General features: G+C 44.6%; 24 protein-coding genes. All 24 read right to left on the bottom strand.

The genetic code is table 11. From position 1 onward, the window contains the following. Window positions 1-150 precede the first annotated feature (150 nt). The 24 genes from ACWA2B_RS25745 to ACWA2B_RS25860 all read right to left on the bottom strand — a co-directional run bounded on the left by ACWA2B_RS25745 (window position 151) and on the right by ACWA2B_RS25860 (window position 16,274). A complete protein-coding gene (locus ACWA2B_RS25745) occupies window positions 151-1,257 on the bottom strand; it encodes an Mrp/NBP35 family ATP-binding protein (protein WP_318628397.1) in 1,107 nt (368 codons plus the stop codon). 60 nt (window positions 1,258-1,317) lie between these two features. After that, on the bottom strand, window positions 1,318-2,094 hold the full coding sequence (gene cwlD, locus ACWA2B_RS25750; RefSeq protein ID WP_029514481.1) for an N-acetylmuramoyl-L-alanine amidase CwlD: 777 nt from the start codon (window positions 2,092-2,094) through the stop codon (window positions 1,318-1,320). Window positions 2,095-2,162: 68 nt separating this feature from the next. Further along, the gene (gene sat / locus ACWA2B_RS25755) at window positions 2,163-3,332 is read right to left on the bottom strand and encodes a sulfate adenylyltransferase (RefSeq protein ID WP_029514482.1); all 1,170 of its coding nucleotides are present in this window, start codon (window positions 3,330-3,332) and stop codon (window positions 2,163-2,165) included. 54 nt (window positions 3,333-3,386) lie between these two features. Beyond that, window positions 3,387-4,079, bottom strand: a complete 693-nt coding sequence (locus ACWA2B_RS25760; protein ID WP_029514483.1) for a phosphoadenylyl-sulfate reductase — start codon at window positions 4,077-4,079, stop codon at window positions 3,387-3,389. A 1,709-nt stretch (window positions 4,080-5,788) separates the two neighbouring features. After that, a complete protein-coding gene (gene rpsI, locus ACWA2B_RS25765) occupies window positions 5,789-6,181 on the bottom strand; it encodes a 30S ribosomal protein S9 (protein ID WP_013312140.1) in 393 nt (130 codons plus the stop codon). A gap of 20 nt (window positions 6,182-6,201) precedes the next feature. Next, window positions 6,202-6,639 (bottom strand): 50S ribosomal protein L13, encoded by a 438-nt coding sequence (gene rplM / locus ACWA2B_RS25770; RefSeq protein WP_013312141.1) that lies wholly within the window; start codon window positions 6,637-6,639, stop codon window positions 6,202-6,204. A gap of 183 nt (window positions 6,640-6,822) precedes the next feature. After that, window positions 6,823-7,608, bottom strand: coding sequence for a tRNA pseudouridine(38-40) synthase TruA (gene truA, locus ACWA2B_RS25775; RefSeq protein ID WP_209950201.1), 786 nt, complete (start codon window positions 7,606-7,608; stop codon window positions 6,823-6,825). Window positions 7,609-7,759: 151 nt separating this feature from the next. Beyond that, window positions 7,760-8,125 carry a 50S ribosomal protein L17 gene (rplQ, locus tag ACWA2B_RS25780; protein WP_013312143.1) on the bottom strand — a complete coding sequence of 122 codons (366 nt, stop codon included), beginning with the start codon at window positions 8,123-8,125 and terminating at the stop codon, window positions 7,760-7,762. Between the two features lie 34 nt (window positions 8,126-8,159). Next, the gene (locus ACWA2B_RS25785) at window positions 8,160-9,104 is read right to left on the bottom strand and encodes a DNA-directed RNA polymerase subunit alpha (protein ID WP_007432558.1); all 945 of its coding nucleotides are present in this window, start codon (window positions 9,102-9,104) and stop codon (window positions 8,160-8,162) included. 135 nt (window positions 9,105-9,239) lie between these two features. Further along, a complete protein-coding gene (rpsK, locus tag ACWA2B_RS25790; RefSeq protein WP_013312144.1) occupies window positions 9,240-9,635 on the bottom strand; it encodes a 30S ribosomal protein S11 in 396 nt (131 codons plus the stop codon). 19 nt (window positions 9,636-9,654) lie between these two features. After that, window positions 9,655-10,023 (bottom strand): 30S ribosomal protein S13, encoded by a 369-nt coding sequence (gene rpsM, locus ACWA2B_RS25795; protein ID WP_007432560.1) that lies wholly within the window; start codon window positions 10,021-10,023, stop codon window positions 9,655-9,657. Window positions 10,024-10,044: 21 nt separating this feature from the next. After that, window positions 10,045-10,158, bottom strand: a complete 114-nt coding sequence (gene rpmJ / locus ACWA2B_RS25800; RefSeq protein WP_003333770.1) for a 50S ribosomal protein L36 — start codon at window positions 10,156-10,158, stop codon at window positions 10,045-10,047. A gap of 118 nt (window positions 10,159-10,276) precedes the next feature. After that, a complete protein-coding gene (gene infA / locus ACWA2B_RS25805; RefSeq protein WP_006212898.1) occupies window positions 10,277-10,492 on the bottom strand; it encodes a translation initiation factor IF-1 in 216 nt (71 codons plus the stop codon). A 2-nt stretch (window positions 10,493-10,494) separates the two neighbouring features. Further along, window positions 10,495-10,803: a KOW domain-containing RNA-binding protein gene (locus ACWA2B_RS25810; RefSeq protein WP_013312145.1), complete on the bottom strand. Its 309-nt coding sequence runs from the start codon at window positions 10,801-10,803 to the stop codon at window positions 10,495-10,497. A gap of 9 nt (window positions 10,804-10,812) precedes the next feature. Beyond that, entirely contained in the window at window positions 10,813-11,352 is a 540-nt protein-coding gene (locus ACWA2B_RS25815) for a M24 family metallopeptidase (RefSeq protein WP_069011496.1), read from the bottom strand. 5 nt (window positions 11,353-11,357) lie between these two features. Then, a complete protein-coding gene (locus ACWA2B_RS25820) occupies window positions 11,358-12,002 on the bottom strand; it encodes an adenylate kinase (protein WP_029514486.1) in 645 nt (214 codons plus the stop codon). A gap of 90 nt (window positions 12,003-12,092) precedes the next feature. Further along, window positions 12,093-13,391, bottom strand: a complete 1,299-nt coding sequence (gene secY, locus ACWA2B_RS25825; protein WP_013312148.1) for a preprotein translocase subunit SecY — start codon at window positions 13,389-13,391, stop codon at window positions 12,093-12,095. Continuing rightward, complete coding sequence (gene rplO, locus ACWA2B_RS25830) at window positions 13,391-13,831, bottom strand: 50S ribosomal protein L15 (protein ID WP_013312149.1); 441 nt, start codon at window positions 13,829-13,831, stop codon at window positions 13,391-13,393. The genes secY and rplO overlap by 1 nt, the downstream gene beginning before the upstream one ends. A gap of 43 nt (window positions 13,832-13,874) precedes the next feature. Further along, window positions 13,875-14,060 (bottom strand): 50S ribosomal protein L30, encoded by a 186-nt coding sequence (gene rpmD / locus ACWA2B_RS25835; protein ID WP_013312150.1) that lies wholly within the window; start codon window positions 14,058-14,060, stop codon window positions 13,875-13,877. 12 nt (window positions 14,061-14,072) lie between these two features. Next, the gene (gene rpsE / locus ACWA2B_RS25840) at window positions 14,073-14,570 is read right to left on the bottom strand and encodes a 30S ribosomal protein S5 (protein ID WP_013312151.1); all 498 of its coding nucleotides are present in this window, start codon (window positions 14,568-14,570) and stop codon (window positions 14,073-14,075) included. Window positions 14,571-14,597: 27 nt separating this feature from the next. Then, the gene (gene rplR / locus ACWA2B_RS25845; protein ID WP_007432568.1) at window positions 14,598-14,966 is read right to left on the bottom strand and encodes a 50S ribosomal protein L18; all 369 of its coding nucleotides are present in this window, start codon (window positions 14,964-14,966) and stop codon (window positions 14,598-14,600) included. 115 nt (window positions 14,967-15,081) lie between these two features. Next, window positions 15,082-15,624, bottom strand: coding sequence for a 50S ribosomal protein L6 (gene rplF / locus ACWA2B_RS25850; RefSeq protein ID WP_029514488.1), 543 nt, complete (start codon window positions 15,622-15,624; stop codon window positions 15,082-15,084). 33 nt (window positions 15,625-15,657) lie between these two features. Next, window positions 15,658-16,056, bottom strand: coding sequence for a 30S ribosomal protein S8 (rpsH, locus tag ACWA2B_RS25855; protein WP_007432570.1), 399 nt, complete (start codon window positions 16,054-16,056; stop codon window positions 15,658-15,660). 32 nt (window positions 16,057-16,088) lie between these two features. After that, the gene (locus tag ACWA2B_RS25860; protein ID WP_010348808.1) at window positions 16,089-16,274 is read right to left on the bottom strand and encodes a type Z 30S ribosomal protein S14; all 186 of its coding nucleotides are present in this window, start codon (window positions 16,272-16,274) and stop codon (window positions 16,089-16,091) included. Between the last annotated feature and the right edge of the window lie 50 nt (window positions 16,275-16,324).

Genomic DNA, 16,324 nt, shown 5'->3' on the forward strand with positions numbered 1-16,324 from the left:
TTCGTAGGATTGTTGTTTTTCGCGGTTGGAGCGTAGCATATCAACACCATCCGTTCTACAATAGTTACCTATATTATACAACATTAACGCGGTGTCGTCTTAAACAAAATTAACATAAAATAGGCTGGTTTAAAAACCAGCCTTTTTTCTTTATTTAGATTTCGTATGCAAGATCATAATTTGAGCAGCAATATCATTGTAAATGGCTCCTGTCGCCGACTCGGATTTATATACTGATGGAGAAAAGTCGGCTTCTGACGGATGATTATCTGGAATACCCAGCGGAATTTGAGCAAGAAGTTTTGTATGAAGAGTGTCTGCCAGCATAGCCCCTCCTCCTCGCCCAAAAACATAGTCCTTTTCTCCAGTGGAGGACACATAATAAGACATGTTCTCCACAACACCGATGACCTTATGATCCGTTTGAAGCGCCATTGCGCCTGCACGTGCAGCTACAAAAGCCGCCGTCGCATGTGGAGTAGTAACAATGATTTCTTCACTCTGCGGAATCATTTGATGTACGTCAAGCGCTACATCGCCAGTGCCTGGTGGTAAATCGAGAATCATATAGTCCAGCTTTCCCCATTCGACATCACTAAAAAACTGTCTGAGCATTCTCCCTAGCATGGGACCTCTCCAGATCACCGGGTTATTCTCTCTGACAAAGAAGCCCATTGACATGATTTTGATACCAAATCGCTCCACTGGCTGAATGATACCCTCTTCGACCGAAGGCACATCCTCTACTCCAATCATATCCGGCACACTGAATCCATAGATATCCGCATCAATTAAACCCACACGCTTCCCCTGTCTAGCTAAAGCAGCAGCCAAATTTACAGCTACTGTCGATTTTCCGACACCACCTTTTCCGCTTGCAATAGCAATAAACCGGACGCCAGATGCTGGGTTAAGCAGCTCATGTTCTTCCATACCGACAGCATGTCCTTTGGTCAAAACCGGGTCAGCGGCGTCCTCGGTATTCTCCCCAGCTTGAATTGCGGACTTTTCATGCTCAGATGCCTCACGAATACGAATATGGACGTGGCTTAATCCCGCCTCTTCTAAAGTCTGCCGGATTTCCCGCTCCAGTTCTGCAAGCGTCTCTTCCTGGTTATTAAGACTAATAGCGGTCAAGGATACACGATCCTCTTTAACAACCACATCCCGAATAAAATGGAGATCGACTAGACGGCGTCCTGTATAAGGCTCCCGCACTTGTTGAAGTAACTCTATAACTTGCTCTCTTGATTGCATGATTTATCAGCACCTCTGCTTTGATGAATTTACGGAGTGGTAAACACTTACAGTATACCACTATCTGGCCTCAGGTGCTGGTGAGATCCCCTTTTCCCCGGCACAGTAACGCAAAATCCCCTTATATATGGACGCCGCCACCTGTCTTTGATAGTTCACGTCACTTAGTCGTCTGGCCTCCTCTGGATGGGACAAAAATCCGACTTCAACAAGGGCTGATGGCATTTTGAGAGCTTTCAATAAATAAACTGTGTTCACGGTCTTAGCCACTCTGTCCGTATTTTCCAAGTTACGTTTGATCTCTTCCTGAATTAAAGACGCCAAATTCTCGTTATCTGCATGGTTAGGTACGTAAAAGGTCTGGGCTCCACTCCAACGGCTCGACGGGATACTGTTCATATGAATACTTAGAAAGAGGTCTGCTTTCTGCTCCTCAATTATACGCACACGCTGCTTCAAATCCTCCGTTTTTCTTTTGGAATAACCTTTCGTTTCTTGCTGCGCCAGGTCACGGTCATCCTCACGTGTCATGACAACAACAGCACCTGCTTGCTGTAAATAATCCCGCAAATAAAAAGCGATTGCCAGATTAATATCCTTTTCAATAATCCCTTCTTTGCTAACCGCCCCTCCATCAGGCCCTCCGTGTCCAGCATCTATGGCAATTACTTTACCTGTAAGGGGTAAACTCCAATGGGTCCAAGCTCTCGAAGCAGGTATCTCATACAATGCCAGCGTAATAAATAGAACGGCGAGACAACAGCCCAACAGCATTTTTTGCAACGTCCGATAGCGAATCCACAGTGTAACCTCGTTTTTACGATTATTTTTTTGCATAACAAAACGCCTCCGTCCTATACAGATACTAATAATCTATATGGGACGAGGCGTGTAGATAGTACAACTCAGGCATGAACAAATTCTTTCATACCTTCAATCAGCACTTGAGCAACCTCCGGTCGTGTAAATTCAGGTGGCGGGCAAACCCCAGAGCGCAACAATTCCCGTACCTTGGTGCCCGAGAGCGTTAAATGTTGCTCCTTGGGATGTGGGCATGTTTTACTTGAAGCCATGTTTCCACATCGGGTGCAATAAAAGCTGTGTTCAAAGAACAATGGAGTAATCCCCAGCTCTTCAGGTGTAAAGTGCCTGAAAATTTCCTGTGCCTCGTAGGTACCATAATAGTCTCCTACACCAGCATGATCCCTTCCAACAATAAAATGGGTGCAGCCATAGTTCTTTCGCACAATAGCATGAAAAATGGCCTCTCTAGGGCCCGCGTATCGCATGGCAGCAGGAAATACCCCCAGAAAAGTCCGATCAGCCGGATAATAATTGTCCAGCAGCACCAGATAGCTCTTCATACGCACATCTGCCGGAACGTCATCTGACTTGGTTTCACCAACGAGTGGGTTTAGAAACAATGCATCCACAATCTCCATCGCGCTTTTTTGGATGTACTCATGTGCTCGGTGTACCGGATTTCGTGTTTGAAAACCGACCACTGTTTTCCAGCCTTTTTCTGCAAAATAGTCGCGTGTCTGTGATGGTGTATAGTAAAACTCACTAAATTGTGTGGCCTCCGGCCGATTCAGCACTTGCACAGATCCACCAACATACGTAGCAGGTCGATCTAACAGTTTGTTTACGCCAGGATGAGCCGGGTCATCCGTCTTGAATACTCTTCTGGCTTCCTCAGCCTGATCTACCTGATAAATACTTTCAATATTAAGTACAGCATAAATGGTACCGTCTGTTTCCCCCACTAAAGCCACCTGCTGACCTAATTTCAATTCACTGGCTATACTTTCTGCAACTGCAAGAGTAATGGGAATACTCCAGACTGTACCATCGGCAAGACGCATATCTGTTACCACTGACCTATAGTCAGATTCATTCATAAACCCCGTCAAAGGAGAGAAAGCCCCCACTCCAATCAAATCCAGATCAGAAATGGTCCATGAGTTTACACGGATAGGAAACAATTCCTCTGCGGCCTGCAAAAGTGCTTTTTGCTTCGGTCCTGTAATGATTTTATCAACAAGTGTTCCGCCATGCGGAAGAATTGCAGTCATAATGCACTTCCCTTCTTCTTCATAAATATGACTCATAGCTACCTGAATATCATTTTATTGATGGAGCCCGCACTCCGTTTTCTCATTGCCAGACCAGCGACCTGCACGAGGATCTTCACCTGGTAGGACCTCACGGGTACATTGCTCACAACCGATACTTGGATAATTGCGGTCATGCAATGGATTATACAGCACTTCATGAGTGCGGATATAGTTCCATACATCCTCGGATGTCCAGCTTGCCAAGGGGTTAAATTTAACGAGTCCAAACTTTTCATCATACTCTATCTTTTTTGAATTCGCACGAGTAGGGGCCTGATCGCGGCGAATACCGGTAATCCATGCATCGTATTGTGACAAAATGCGTGTCAGCGGCTCAACTTTGCGTATACCACAACATGTGTTAGGATCTGTTTTCCACAGTTCCTCTCCATGTTTAGCCGCTTGCTCTTCGGGAGTAATTAAGGGAGAGACTCTAACAAAATCCAAGTTGTACCTGGCCTTCATCTGATCTCGCGTATCGTAAGTTTCTTGAAAATGAAAGTCGGTGTCCAAGTAAAAAATGTCGGTGGAAGGGCTAATTTTTTGAAGCATGTCTACTAGTACTACATCTTCTGCTCCGAAGCTACAAGCAAAGGTAAGATTGGGAAATGTAAGAACAGCATACTGGATAATTTCCTCTGGCGTAGCATCTTCCAGTTCAATTGCCTTGACTCTAATCAACGCTTCTTTCTCCAATAAATTCATTATCAATGCGCCTCCATATGAAGATTCATAAATAGTGTCACTCCAATACCGACTAAACTAATAAGATTAAATACAGTATAAAACTTTCTTAATCATTGTCAATCCAAGGCAAAATGTCCTGATGCAAGCATTTATCCACCCAAACTTGTAGGAATGTTGTTCTGTCAGCATTCTTTAATGCTTTCTTGCGTATCCAACCAAGTTCATTGACTTTATATAAAATATTCTTATACCAAACATTTGAGAATGGTCCATAGGCTCTTTGGTTACTAAAGGTAACTATTGTAGCTGAAAGTATGCTTGAATTAGGGATTTTTTCCGTCAAGAAAGATGGCTTGTTCTCCACCCTGTCGAAGACAAAGATGTACTAACAGTACGCTTTTAAAAAAAGGCCTTTCTTATACAACAACATATGGAAGTAGTTTGGTCCTTGAAGGAATATTCCCTATGGTGACTTTGGAAGAGCAAACCGAACGTACGGATAAGCATTTTTTTGACAACCTATCATGCTACGTAAAATCACTTGGTTGAATGATTTGATAGCCAAAATGTTTTTTTGTACTTAACGTCTGCTTGCGGATTTTCTGAGTAAAATGCTTTAGAGTCAACTAGGAGCAGCGTATCCTAATCCTGTGCCCAGTGCGAGGCAGCCATCGGTAATACTGAACAGCTTTGGGTTACTTGATCATGCAAAACTATCTATAGAAGATAACAAGCATCGTTTCTGAATCTAAGATTATCGAAGGACGCCAACTGAGGGATTTGAAAATACCTTTAGCTTCAGAATTCTTATTCTGCATTCAAAAGATGAAGTCCGTATGTGGATAAGTTCAGAAGAGGGTAAAAGCGAAATAGCATTTACCCGAATTTTTAGCCAGATGAAAACACTATACTATTCAGGAGCTCTGGCGTCAGCGATACCTTCATTGTGGAAATTATAAAAGAAATGACTCCGCGGTGAATTCTTATTATGCCTCTATCCAATCCTATAGCGCTTGTAGAGGCAATTACCGAACAATTGATCCACTGGACACAAACAAGGCTCTTATCGCTCTGGAAGTCTTTTTAAAGCTGTCATCAATGAGGAGCGATTTTATGAGGGTAAACAGTCGGACAATGCATAGTGCTCCTGTTTATAGTTTGTGGCGATTGCTGTGTAGACTATTTCTATTACCAGCAACAAGTTCATCGCCGTTGCAATTGCAGCAGCCTAGGCAGCCGACAGTTAGGTTAAGGATCGTCCTTCTGCTCAGTACACACAAATAAAAAGAGGTATTCCTTGCTGTATCCCTGCTGCGCCCAAAACAGCTCTACAAGAGGCATAGACAGTGCTCCCAGAACATATCAACGAGAACTTTACATAAACAGGTGAAAGCAAAGTACCCTCGCGAAACAGCACTTAGCAGAGAATATTAAGACCAGGCTAAACTAAATTGCCGGACAATATATTTAGTCACAGGTTATAAACATTACAGAATAAACTACGTTGAAATAGCAAACTGTATTTGTGTATAACAATATCATCTTCAATTCCTTCGTGGATAACTTCTCGTTTTCCGTGCATTTGCATGCGGTTATTTATGTATTCGCTGAAACATGCCGAAACTCATAGCTTTAAACTAGGTCTACTTATCCACATGTGGGTAATGATTAGGAAATTAAAAAAAGAACCCTTTCCATAAGGAAAAGGTTCTTCTGTATTCGAAATATTAACGTTTCGAGAACTGTGGTGCACGACGAGCAGCTTTGAGACCGTATTTTTTACGTTCTTTCATACGTGGGTCACGAGTCAAGAAGCCTGCTTTTTTCAAAGCTGGACGGAATTCCGGATCTGCTTTCAACAAAGCACGGGAAATACCGTGGCGAATTGCGCCGGCTTGACCAGAGATACCACCACCATGAGCGATAACGAGTACGTCATAGCTACCAACTGTTTCTGTCAGGTTCAGTGGTTGTTTTACGATCAGTTTGAGAGTTTCCAAACCGAAATATTCATTAATATCACGCTTATTGATGACAATGCGTCCTTCACCCGGTACGAGACGAACACGAGCTACCGAATGTTTACGACGACCTGTCCCATAGTATTGTACTTGTGCCATGAAACTGTCCTCCCTTTTAATTATCCGCGAAGTTCGTAAACTTCAGGTTTTTGTGCTGCATGTGGATGCTCAGTGCCTCTGTAAGCTTTAAGTCTCAGCTTCATTTTCTCGCCTTGACGAGTTTTAGGAAGCATACCGTGAACAGCCAATTCCAACATACGCTCAGGCTTGTTCTTAACCATTTCTTGTGCAACCGTTACTTTCAGACCACCCGGATGCAGGGAGTGACGGTAGTATTTCTTGTTCTCCATTTTTTTACCGGTCAATACGATTTTTTCCGCATTGATTACAACAACAAAATCACCTGTGTCCACATGTGGTGTAAATTGTGGCTTGTGTTTGCCGCGAATCAACGCAGCCGCTTCGCTTGCCAGACGACCGAGCGTTTTGCCTTCGGCATCAATGATGTGCCAGTTGCGCTCAACTTCATTTGGCTTCGCCATATACGTAGTACGCATGAAAAGTATCCTCCTTAAGTTCGTTAACAGAAATCATCATTTATCTTCGTTCGTTAAGTTGCTGCATTATTGATGGATTAGATGTTACTTTAAAGTGATTATCTTAATTGGGGCTGTGGGAAAGCCATTAAGAAAACACAACTTTTATATTACAGGATAACCATCAATTCCGCAAGAGTAAAATCAATGTTTTTTGATGTTTTTGTCGTACTCTACATTCCAGAGAGTTAAAGCGTGTCCGACGGCCGTAGGTCCAGCCTTTGAACGATTTTTCGCCTCCAAAATGGAAGGAATATCATCCGACGATTTTTTGCCTTCTCCCACTTCCAGCAAAGTCCCCATAATAATCCGAACCATGTGCTGCAAAAATCCGCTACCTGTAATATAAGTATGGATAATTCCCTGATCATCCGAGCCCGGACGTGAAAAGGAATGGTCTACTGTCATATAGGCTTCGTAAATAGTGCGAACATGATTCGTCTTTTGGGAACGTCGAGATGCGAACGAAGTATAATCAAAGGTGCCAACTAAATGAGCCAACCCTTCCTCCATCGCTCTTACATCCAAACTCGTTGGATGATGGGCCTGTGTACGACGGTGAAAGATGTCCGGAAACCGGTTCGCATTAATACTGTACCGATATGTCTTCCGCTTCGCCATGCGGCGTGCATGAAAGGACATTGGCACCTCTCTCGCATCCGTAACGATGATATCACGAGGCAACCAGGCATTAAGTGCCAGACACCAGCGCTGTATTGGAATCGGCGATTCAGTGTGAAAATTGAATACCTGCCCGTATGCATGTACACCTGCATCTGTACGGCCTGAGCCTGTAATTTTAAGACGCTCGCCCGTCAATGAGTAGATAGCATGTTCAAGGCAGTCCTGAATGGTGTTACCGTTAGGCTGCGTCTGAAAGCCATCATAGTGGGTTCCGTCATAGTTCACCTTCATGCACAAGTTCCGCATGCTTCTCACACCTTTATAGGGGTAGTCTCTGGCCTTACAAGGAATAACCGAACATAACAAAGGAGAAGTCCCTCAAGGACTCCTCCAAGAGAAAAAAAGGGTTGTTCAGAATCAAGCCGATTCTGTCCACCCTTCCCTCATCTTCGCCTGTTTACGCGCGGTCAACCAATTCCAGATATACCATTGGAGCGGCGTCGCCACGACGAGGTCCCAATTTCAAGATACGAGTGTATCCACCTGGACGCTCAGTGTAACGTGTAGCCAATTCGCTAAACAGCTTTTGGATTGCATCCTGCTCACCATCCAAAGTTTCACGGCGAACGAACGCAGCCACTTGACGACGTGCGTGCAGATCTCCTTTTTTCGCTTTGGTGATCAGTTTTTCAGCAATAGAACGAACTTCTTTTGCTTTAGCCTCAGTAGTTTGGATACGCTCATACAAGAACAGATCGGTTACCAAATCACGAAACAAAGCTTTACGGGCACTGGAGTTACGGCCCAATTTTTGGTATGCCATGTAATTTCCCCTCCTTCACAAAAACGTCGCTGTACTATTCTTCCGTACGAAGTCCTAAACCAAGTTCCTCAAGCTTCTCTTGTACTTCTTCCAAAGATTTGCGACCCAAGTTACGGACCTTCATCATATCTTCTTCAGATTTAGTCGTGAGTTCTTGTACCGTATTGATACCAGCGCGCTTAAGGCAGTTATAGGAACGGACGGAGAGATCCAGCTCTTCGATCGTCATTTCAAGAACTTTTTCTTTCTTGTCTTCTTCTTTTTCAACCATAATTTCAGCATCTTTAGCCTCGTCCGTGAGACCCACGAACAACATCACATGCTCGGTCAAAATTTTGGCTCCAAGGCTCACTGCTTCCTCGGGACGAATACTTCCGTCAGTCCAAACCTCAAGTGTCAGCTTGTCATAATTCGTAACCTGGCCGACACGCGTATTTTCTACGCCGTAGTTCACGCGTGCAATCGGAGTGTAGATGGAGTCGACGGGAATGACGCCGATCGGCTGGTCATCACGTTTGTTCCGATCCTGCTTAACGTAACCGCGACCGCGATTGGCAAAAATACGCATGTGAAGTCTCGAACCCGGTCCGAGCGTAGCAATGTGAAGATCCGGATTAAGAATTTCCACATCACTATCCGCACGGATATCTCCTGCCGTTACAACTCCTTCGCCTTCCGCATCGATTTCGAGTACTTTCTCTTCATCCGAGTGGATTTTAAGCGATAAAGCTTTCAAGTTCAGAATGATCTCCGTTACGTCTTCCTTCACACCGGGAACCGTTGCAAACTCGTGCAGAACCCCATCGATTTGAACCGATGTGACTGCTGCCCCCGGTAACGAGGATAACAGAATACGGCGAAGCGAGTTTCCAAGCGTCGTACCGTATCCGCGTTCCAGCGGTTCTACTACGAATTTTCCATAGGTGCCATCATCATTGACGTCAACCGTCTCAATTTTCGGCTTTTCGATTTCTATCACTGCAATATCCCTCCTTCAAAACGTCGCTCCTATATGAAACATTCACCTTATCCATAGTCTATCATGCAGTATACCTAAACATCCATTCTTGGCAGTTTGTGCCGGATCTATACTACACGCAGAGGAGAAATCTCATTAGACGCGACGACGTTTTGGAGGACGGCATCCGTTATGAGGTACCGGAGTTACGTCTTTGATCAGGTTAACTTCCAAACCAGCAGCTTGCAAAGAGCGGATTGCTGCTTCGCGACCTGCACCAGGTCCTTTAACCATGACTTCGACAGTTTTCATGCCGTGTTCCATAGCAGCTTTAGCAGCAGTTTCTGCGGCCATTTGCGCTGCGAATGGAGTAGATTTACGGGAACCACGGAATCCCATGCCGCCTGAGCTGGCCCAAGAGATTGCGTTACCGTGTGGATCTGTGATCGTAACGATCGTGTTGTTGAACGTGGAACGGATGTGTGCCACGCCAGTCTCGATATTTTTACGGTCACGGCGTTTTGTACGTACAACTTTTTTCGGTTTAGCCATTGAATGTTATCCTCCCTTCTTATTTCTTTTTGTTCGCTACAGTCCGACGAGGACCTTTACGCGTACGAGCATTAGTTTTAGTACGTTGTCCGCGAACAGGCAACCCACGACGGTGACGAACACCACGGTAGCAGCCAATCTCAGTCAGACGTTTAATATTCAAGGAAATTTCACGACGCAGATCGCCTTCTACTTTAACTTCTTTGTCGATCGTTTCACGTAATTTGCTCACTTCATCTTCAGTCAAATCACGAACACGCGTGTTTGCACTGATGCCTGTTTCCTTCAAGATTTTCTGAGAAGTCGTTTTACCGATTCCGAAAATGTAAGTCAAGGCGATCTCAACGCGTTTGTCACGTGGCAAATCCACACCAGCTATACGAGCCATTTTACGCTACACCCCCTTCTATTAACCTTGTTTTTGTTTGTGTTTCGGATTTTCGCAAATAACCATTACATTCCCTTTGCGGCGAATGACTTTGCATTTTTCGCAAATAGGTTTTACAGAAGGTCTTACCTTCATGTTGATTACCTCCTCCAAGCTTTACCCTGGTAAAACTCGCTTCGTGAACATTCACATCGTTTTGCCGAGCAAAACAAGTTTTTTTAAATGATATACGTTTAATAAAAACCTGCATGAATTACTTGCGGTACGTTATACGGCCTTTGGTTAAATCGTAAGGCGATAACTGTACAACCACCTTGTCGCCTGTCAAAATACGGATAAAGTGCATCCGCAGCTTTCCGGAAACATGAGCAAGAATTTGATGACCGTTCTCCAGCTCTACCTTGAACGTAGCGTTCGGCAGTGGCTCGATTACCGTACCTTCAACCTCAATGACATCTTCTTTGGCCAAAGTCAGTCTCCTTTCTCTTCAGCTTGGTATTCGGACGAATCCAGGAAAGTTTTCACTGCATGGCGCAGCTTTCCATTCGTCACCCGACCGCTTTCGTTTAAACTGTTTACAATCTCGCTACTAATCTTTGGCTGAGGCACCAAATGAAGAACATTTTTCTTCTTCGCTTGATCAAACTTTCGTTTATCCCCATCCGCAATATATACAAACCTGCTATCTGCTACTGAAACGACAACCGCAATCTGTCCGGCACCTCTGCCTTTCAGAATCTTCACCAGCTGACCGATTTGCAGGTTTCCTTGCTGAATCATTCCAATCACCTACGCACTCAGTTTCGTGAAAATGTCCATGCCGCCCGTTTCGCACGTCACCGCTTGCTCGTTATGAGCACATGAGGTTACGTTCATCGTAACGACCGTCCAGTTGTCTTCCAGCGTCCCTACATGGTGAGAACCTATTTGAATCATAGATTCAATAGCCAGCACAATGCCGGTTTTCAGCCTCGGCCCCTGCTCAGGAATACCACGGTTTGGATTCTCAATATATTGCCGAATGGCATGCGACATTGTAAACTGGCGAGTTTTCGCGATGATATCGCCTTTGTTTAACTTGCGTTTGCCGGGAAATCCGTGCACCAGTTGTTCGTTGACTGAAGCGCAAATGCTAGCAGGAAAACCGTTATAACCTTTAAAAGACGGCACAGCTCCCTGACTGCGAATATACCGATCAGCTAAATGATCAAGTTCACCGGTCGTAATACCGGGCTCGATGTGTCCTGCCAAGAAATGATCCGTTTCCGTAACTATTCTCTCAGCTTTCCTCATAAAGCTTGATTCCGCCCCCGACTTGCAAATGATCATTACAGCTAACCCCGCAACAAGGACACGATATTTTGGGAAACCACATCAATATCCTGTTCTCCGTCGATATGACGCAGAAGATTCTGGTTCTCATAAAACGTGAGGAGTGGTGCTGTTTTATTACTATATTCGTCAAGTCGTGTTCTTACGCTATCTTCATTATCGTCAGGACGCTGATAGAGTTCCCCACCGTCTTTGTCGCAAATGCCTTCAACCTTAGGAGGATTAAAGACAATATGATAGCTAGTTCCGCAGGTTTTACAAACCCGCCGTCCTGTGATTCGTGCCAACAAGTTGTCACTATCCACTTTCAAGTTAATAACGTCATCTAGCTTCGTATTCAAACGACCCAAAATTTGATCCAAGGCTTCAGCCTGAGCCAAAGTTCTTGGAAAACCGTCCAGCAAGAACCCTTTCTTGCAATCTGGCTGTTGCAGCCGTTCTTCAACGATGCCGATTGTTACGTCATCCGGAACAAGTTCACCCTTGTCGATATATTCTTTAGCTTTAATGCCAATAGGTGTTCCCTGTTTCATCGCTAGGCGAAAAGCATCACCTGTCGAGATATGAGGAATGCCGAATTCCTTCACAATGACATCTGCTTGTGTACCTTTACCAGCCCCCGGAGGGCCCATGATCAAAATATTCACAATCTGTCACTCCTCAAGACGACCCCTACACAAGAAACAGCACAAAAGGTGCCGGTAAGCATGCGAACATCCTAAGCCGGTACCTATTGCCTATTTGTTGATGAAGCCTTTGTAATGGCGTTTGATCAGTTGGCTTTCGATTTGCTTCATTGTATCCAATGCTACACCAATGATGATGAGCAATGAAGTACCGCCAATTTGCACGGAACGAGGCAAGCCCGAAAGCGAACCGAAGAATACCGGCAAAACGGATATGACTGCCAGAAACAAAGCTCCTGTCATTGTCAAACGTGACATTACTCGTGTCAAGTATTTCTCCGTGGCTTTACCCGGACGAATTCCCGGAATATAACCGCCGTTTTTCTTCATATTGTCGGCCATTTGCTGCGGATTCATCTGTACAAAGGTATAGAAGAATGTGAAACCGATAATCATTACGACATACAAAACCATGCCCAGCGGCTTGTCATAATACAAGTAAGTGGTAACCCACTTAGCCCAAACATGATCTGCCCAGAAACTCGCAATAATTGTCGGGAATTGCAGCAATGATACCGCAAAGATTACCGGAATAACGCCTGCCGCATTAATTTTCATCGGAATATGCGTATTCTGGCCACCGTACATTTTGTTGCCAACTACACGTTTCGCGTATTGTACCGGGATTTTCCGAATACCTTGCTGGATGTAGATAACACCAACAATAATCAGAACAATCACCAGAGCAATTATAATTGCCTTCAGAATATTCATAAACAGCTGATCCGCCTGAATAAACTGAGATTCTACAACCGTCCGAATATGTCTTGGAATACCCGCCGCAATCCCTGCGAAGATAACAATAGAGATACCATTGCCGATTCCCTTTTCGGTAATTTGCTCACCGAGCCACATAAGGAACGTAGTTCCTGCTGTAAGCACAATGGCAATGACCAGATAATCTGCAAAAGTGGCTCCTGGAATCATCGCTGCACCGTACAGTCGATTAAAGCCAATCGACGTTCCGAATGCTTGAATCAGGCCAAGTATTACCGTACCATAACGCGTAATTTGAGCCAACTTCTTTTTACCATGCTCTCCTTGTTTAGCCCATTCCGCAAGTTTCGGAATCACGTCCATTGACAGCAACTGTACAATGATGGACGCTGTAATATATGGCATAATCCCGAGGGCGAAGATCGAAAACTGATACAATGCGCCCCCTGAGAAGGTGTTAAGGAGTCCAAACAACTCGCTTCCTGCTTGATCCTGAGAAGTAAAGACTTGCTTGTTCACGCCGGGAACCGGCACGAAGGAGCCAATACGATATACAAAGAGTATAAACAGGGTGAACAGGATTCGGGTTCTAAGATCCTCAACCCGCCATATATTTTTCAGGGTCTTGAACATTAGATCACCTCGGTTTTACCGCCGGCAGCTTCAATTTTCTCTACCGCAGATTGAGAGAACTTGTTCGCTTTAACTGTCAATTTCACAGTGATTTCACCGTTACCCAGAATTTTAATTCCGGATTTGGCGTTTTTCACAATGCCATTGTTCAGCAAAAACTCAGGGCTTACTTCTGTACCCGCTGCAAAACTGTTCAAATCTTCGATATTCAAAACCGCATACTCTTTACGAGTAGGATTTACGAAACCGCGTTTAGGCAAGCGACGATACAGTGGGTTTTGACCACCCTCGAAGCCCGGACGTACACCACCGCCGGAACGAGCGTTTTGACCTTTATGACCACGACCAGAAGTTTTACCCGTACCACTACTAGGACCACGACCCAAACGTTTACGTTCTTTGCGGGAGCCTGGAGCTGGGGAAAGCTCATGTAACTTCATCGTTCGTTGCACCTCCTTGATTATTGTTAAAATACTTTATTTCTTAAGCCTCAATTTCTTTAACAGAAACCAAATGGCTAACTTGATTAATCATCCCGCGAATAGCTGCATTGTCGGGTTGAACTACTTTATGGTTGATTTTACGCAAGCCGAGCGTTTTAACAGTCGTTCTCTGATTACCAGGACGGCCGATCAACGAACGAACGAGGGTAATTTCTAATTTCGCCATGATATTCCCTCCTTAGCCCAGCAGCTCTTCGATGGATTTGCCGCGCAATTTTGCAACTTCTTCAGCGCGTTTCAAACGGGACAAACCTTCCAAAGTCGCATTGACCATATTCATGGAATTCGAAGAACCCAAAGATTTTGTCAAGATATCACCTACACCAGCAAGTTCCAGTACAGCACGAACCGGACCGCCAGCGATAACTCCAGTACCTTCCGATGCCGGTTTCAACAGAACCCGGCCAGCACCGAACTTACCTGTAACAAGGTGAGGAATTGTTGTTCCTACGAGTGGAACGTGAACCAGGTTTTTCTTAGCATCTTCAATACCTTTGCGAATTGCATCAGGTACTTCGCCAGCTTTACCGATTCCAGCGCCTACCCAGCCGTTGCCGTCGCCCACTACTACCAGAGCGCTGAAGCTGAAACGGCGTCCGCCTTTGACAACTTTAGCTACACGATTAATATTTACTACTCTTTCAGTCAGTTCCAAAGTATTCGGATCTACACGCAAGTCGTTAACCTCCTTTTGAGAAATGTCTTAGAATTCAAGGCCTGCTTCGCGAGCTGCATCAGCCAAAGCTTGAATCCGTCCATGATACAAGTATCCACCACGGTCAAATACGATGTTAGCATGACCTTTTTCTTTCGCACGTTTAGCAACGAGTTCGCCAACCTTACGAGCTGCTTCTACACTACCGCCGTTTTTGATTTCACTGCTCAGTTCTTTATCCATAGTGGATGCAGATACCAATGTTACACCAGCTACATCATCAATCAGTTGTGCGTAGATATGCTTGGAAGAGCGGAATACGTTCAAACGAGGACGTACAGCCGTACCTTCGATTTTCTTACGTACACGCAGATGTCTTCTGACACGTGCTTTATTTTTATCTTGTTTTGTAATCATCTCAAGTTTTCACTCCCTTCAGTTTGCCTTTTAAATCTTTATACTAAGACGCACTGGGTAAAAAAGAAGTACGAAGTCTTTCCAGCAGAAAGACCGCACAAAGTCGGTAAGAAACTTATTTCTTCTTACCGGCTTTACCTTCTTTACGGATGATGCGCTCGCCTTCGTATTTAATCCCTTTACCTTTGTACGGTTCAGGTTCACGAACGGAACGAATTTTAGCAGCGTAGGCACCTACACGCTCTTTATCAATTCCGCGAACGATGATTTTAGTGTTCGAAGGAACTTCGAATTCGATGCCCGCTTCCGGTGTGATTTCAACCGGATGAGAATATCCAACGTTCAGAACGATTTTATCTCCGGATTTGCTTGCACGATATCCGACCCCAACCAGCTCCAGAGATTTTGAAAATCCTTCAGTTACACCACTTACCATGTTGCTGACAACGCTGCGGGTTGTTCCATGCAAAGAGCGGTGAAGTTTGTTGTCCGAAGGACGAACTACATTAATTTCATTGTTTTCCACAGTAACGGACATGTCTTTATGAAGCTCACGAGTCAATGTTCCTTTAGGACCTTTAACTGTGATCGCTGTGTTGTTCAAAGTCACGTCAACACCACTTGGTACTGTGATTGGTTTACGACCAATACGGGACATATCTGTTGCACCTCCTATCTTTTAAACGTTATCTTACCAAACGTAGCAAACAACTTCTCCGCCGGCTTTAGACTGACGTGCTTCTTTGTCGGTCATGATACCTTTGGATGTTGAAATGATTGCGATCCCGAGTCCACCCAGTACGCGTGGAATCTCATTGCTCTTCGTGTAAACGCGAAGACCTGGTTTACTGATTCTTTTCAAACCTGTGATAACACGCTCGTTGTTCGCACCGTATTTCAAGAAAATACGGATGATCCCTTGTTTGCTATCTTCAACAAATTCCGCATCACGAATGAATCCTTCACGTTTCAGGATGTCGGCGATTTGTTTTTTCATTGTAGATGCAGGCATTTCTACTGTTTCGTGACGAACTGTGTTCGCGTTACGAATACGAGTAAGCATATCTGCAATTGGATCAGACATAGTCATTGTGTATAAACCTCCTTCCCAAACAGGACTTTTTACCAGCTTGCTTTTTTCACGCCAGGAATCTGGCCTTTATAAGCTAATTCACGGAAGCAAATTCTGCAGATCTTAAACTTTTGCAGTACCGAATGTGGACGACCACAACGCTCGCAACGAGTGTAAGCACGAACTTTAAACTTTGGTGCGCGTTGTTGTTTGACTTTCATCGAAGTTTTTGCCACTTAGCCTGACACCTCCTAAATAGTTTCGGAGAACAGGGTGTCTTTAAAAT

The organism is Paenibacillus sp. CMM36 (assembly GCF_053570945.1).

Excerpts from the sequence above, each read along its gene's own strand:
- ACWA2B_RS25745 (WP_318628397.1), bottom strand. The coding sequence starts at position 1,257 with ATGCAATCAAGAGAGCAAGTTATAGAGTTACTTCAACAAGTGCGGGAG.
- cwlD (WP_029514481.1), bottom strand. The coding sequence starts at position 2,094 with ATGCAAAAAAATAATCGTAAAAACGAGGTTACACTGTGGATTCGCTAT.
- sat (WP_029514482.1), bottom strand. The coding sequence starts at position 3,332 with ATGACTGCAATTCTTCCGCATGGCGGAACACTTGTTGATAAAATCATT.
- ACWA2B_RS25760 (WP_029514483.1), bottom strand. The coding sequence starts at position 4,079 with ATGAATTTATTGGAGAAAGAAGCGTTGATTAGAGTCAAGGCAATTGAA.
- rpsI (WP_013312140.1), bottom strand. The coding sequence starts at position 6,181 with ATGGCACAAGTACAATACTATGGGACAGGTCGTCGTAAACATTCGGTA.
- rplM (WP_013312141.1), bottom strand. The coding sequence starts at position 6,639 with ATGCGTACTACGTATATGGCGAAGCCAAATGAAGTTGAGCGCAACTGG.
- truA (WP_209950201.1), bottom strand. The coding sequence starts at position 7,608 with ATGCGGAACTTGTGCATGAAGGTGAACTATGACGGAACCCACTATGAT.
- rplQ (WP_013312143.1), bottom strand. The coding sequence starts at position 8,125 with ATGGCATACCAAAAATTGGGCCGTAACTCCAGTGCCCGTAAAGCTTTG.
- rpsK (WP_013312144.1), bottom strand. The coding sequence starts at position 9,635 with ATGGCTAAACCGAAAAAAGTTGTACGTACAAAACGCCGTGACCGTAAA.
- rpsM (WP_007432560.1), bottom strand. The coding sequence starts at position 10,023 with ATGGCTCGTATAGCTGGTGTGGATTTGCCACGTGACAAACGCGTTGAG.
- rpmJ (WP_003333770.1), bottom strand. The coding sequence starts at position 10,158 with ATGAAGGTAAGACCTTCTGTAAAACCTATTTGCGAAAAATGCAAAGTC.
- ACWA2B_RS25810 (WP_013312145.1), bottom strand. The coding sequence starts at position 10,803 with ATGATTCAGCAAGGAAACCTGCAAATCGGTCAGCTGGTGAAGATTCTG.
- ACWA2B_RS25815 (WP_069011496.1), bottom strand. The coding sequence starts at position 11,352 with ATGATCATTTGCAAGTCGGGGGCGGAATCAAGCTTTATGAGGAAAGCT.
- secY (WP_013312148.1), bottom strand. The coding sequence starts at position 13,391 with ATGTTCAAGACCCTGAAAAATATATGGCGGGTTGAGGATCTTAGAACC.
- rplO (WP_013312149.1), bottom strand. The coding sequence starts at position 13,831 with ATGAAGTTACATGAGCTTTCCCCAGCTCCAGGCTCCCGCAAAGAACGT.
- rpmD (WP_013312150.1), bottom strand. The coding sequence starts at position 14,060 with ATGGCGAAATTAGAAATTACCCTCGTTCGTTCGTTGATCGGCCGTCCT.
- rplR (WP_007432568.1), bottom strand. The coding sequence starts at position 14,966 with ATGATTACAAAACAAGATAAAAATAAAGCACGTGTCAGAAGACATCTG.
- rplF (WP_029514488.1), bottom strand. The coding sequence starts at position 15,624 with ATGTCCCGTATTGGTCGTAAACCAATCACAGTACCAAGTGGTGTTGAC.
- rpsH (WP_007432570.1), bottom strand. The coding sequence starts at position 16,056 with ATGACTATGTCTGATCCAATTGCAGATATGCTTACTCGTATTCGTAAC.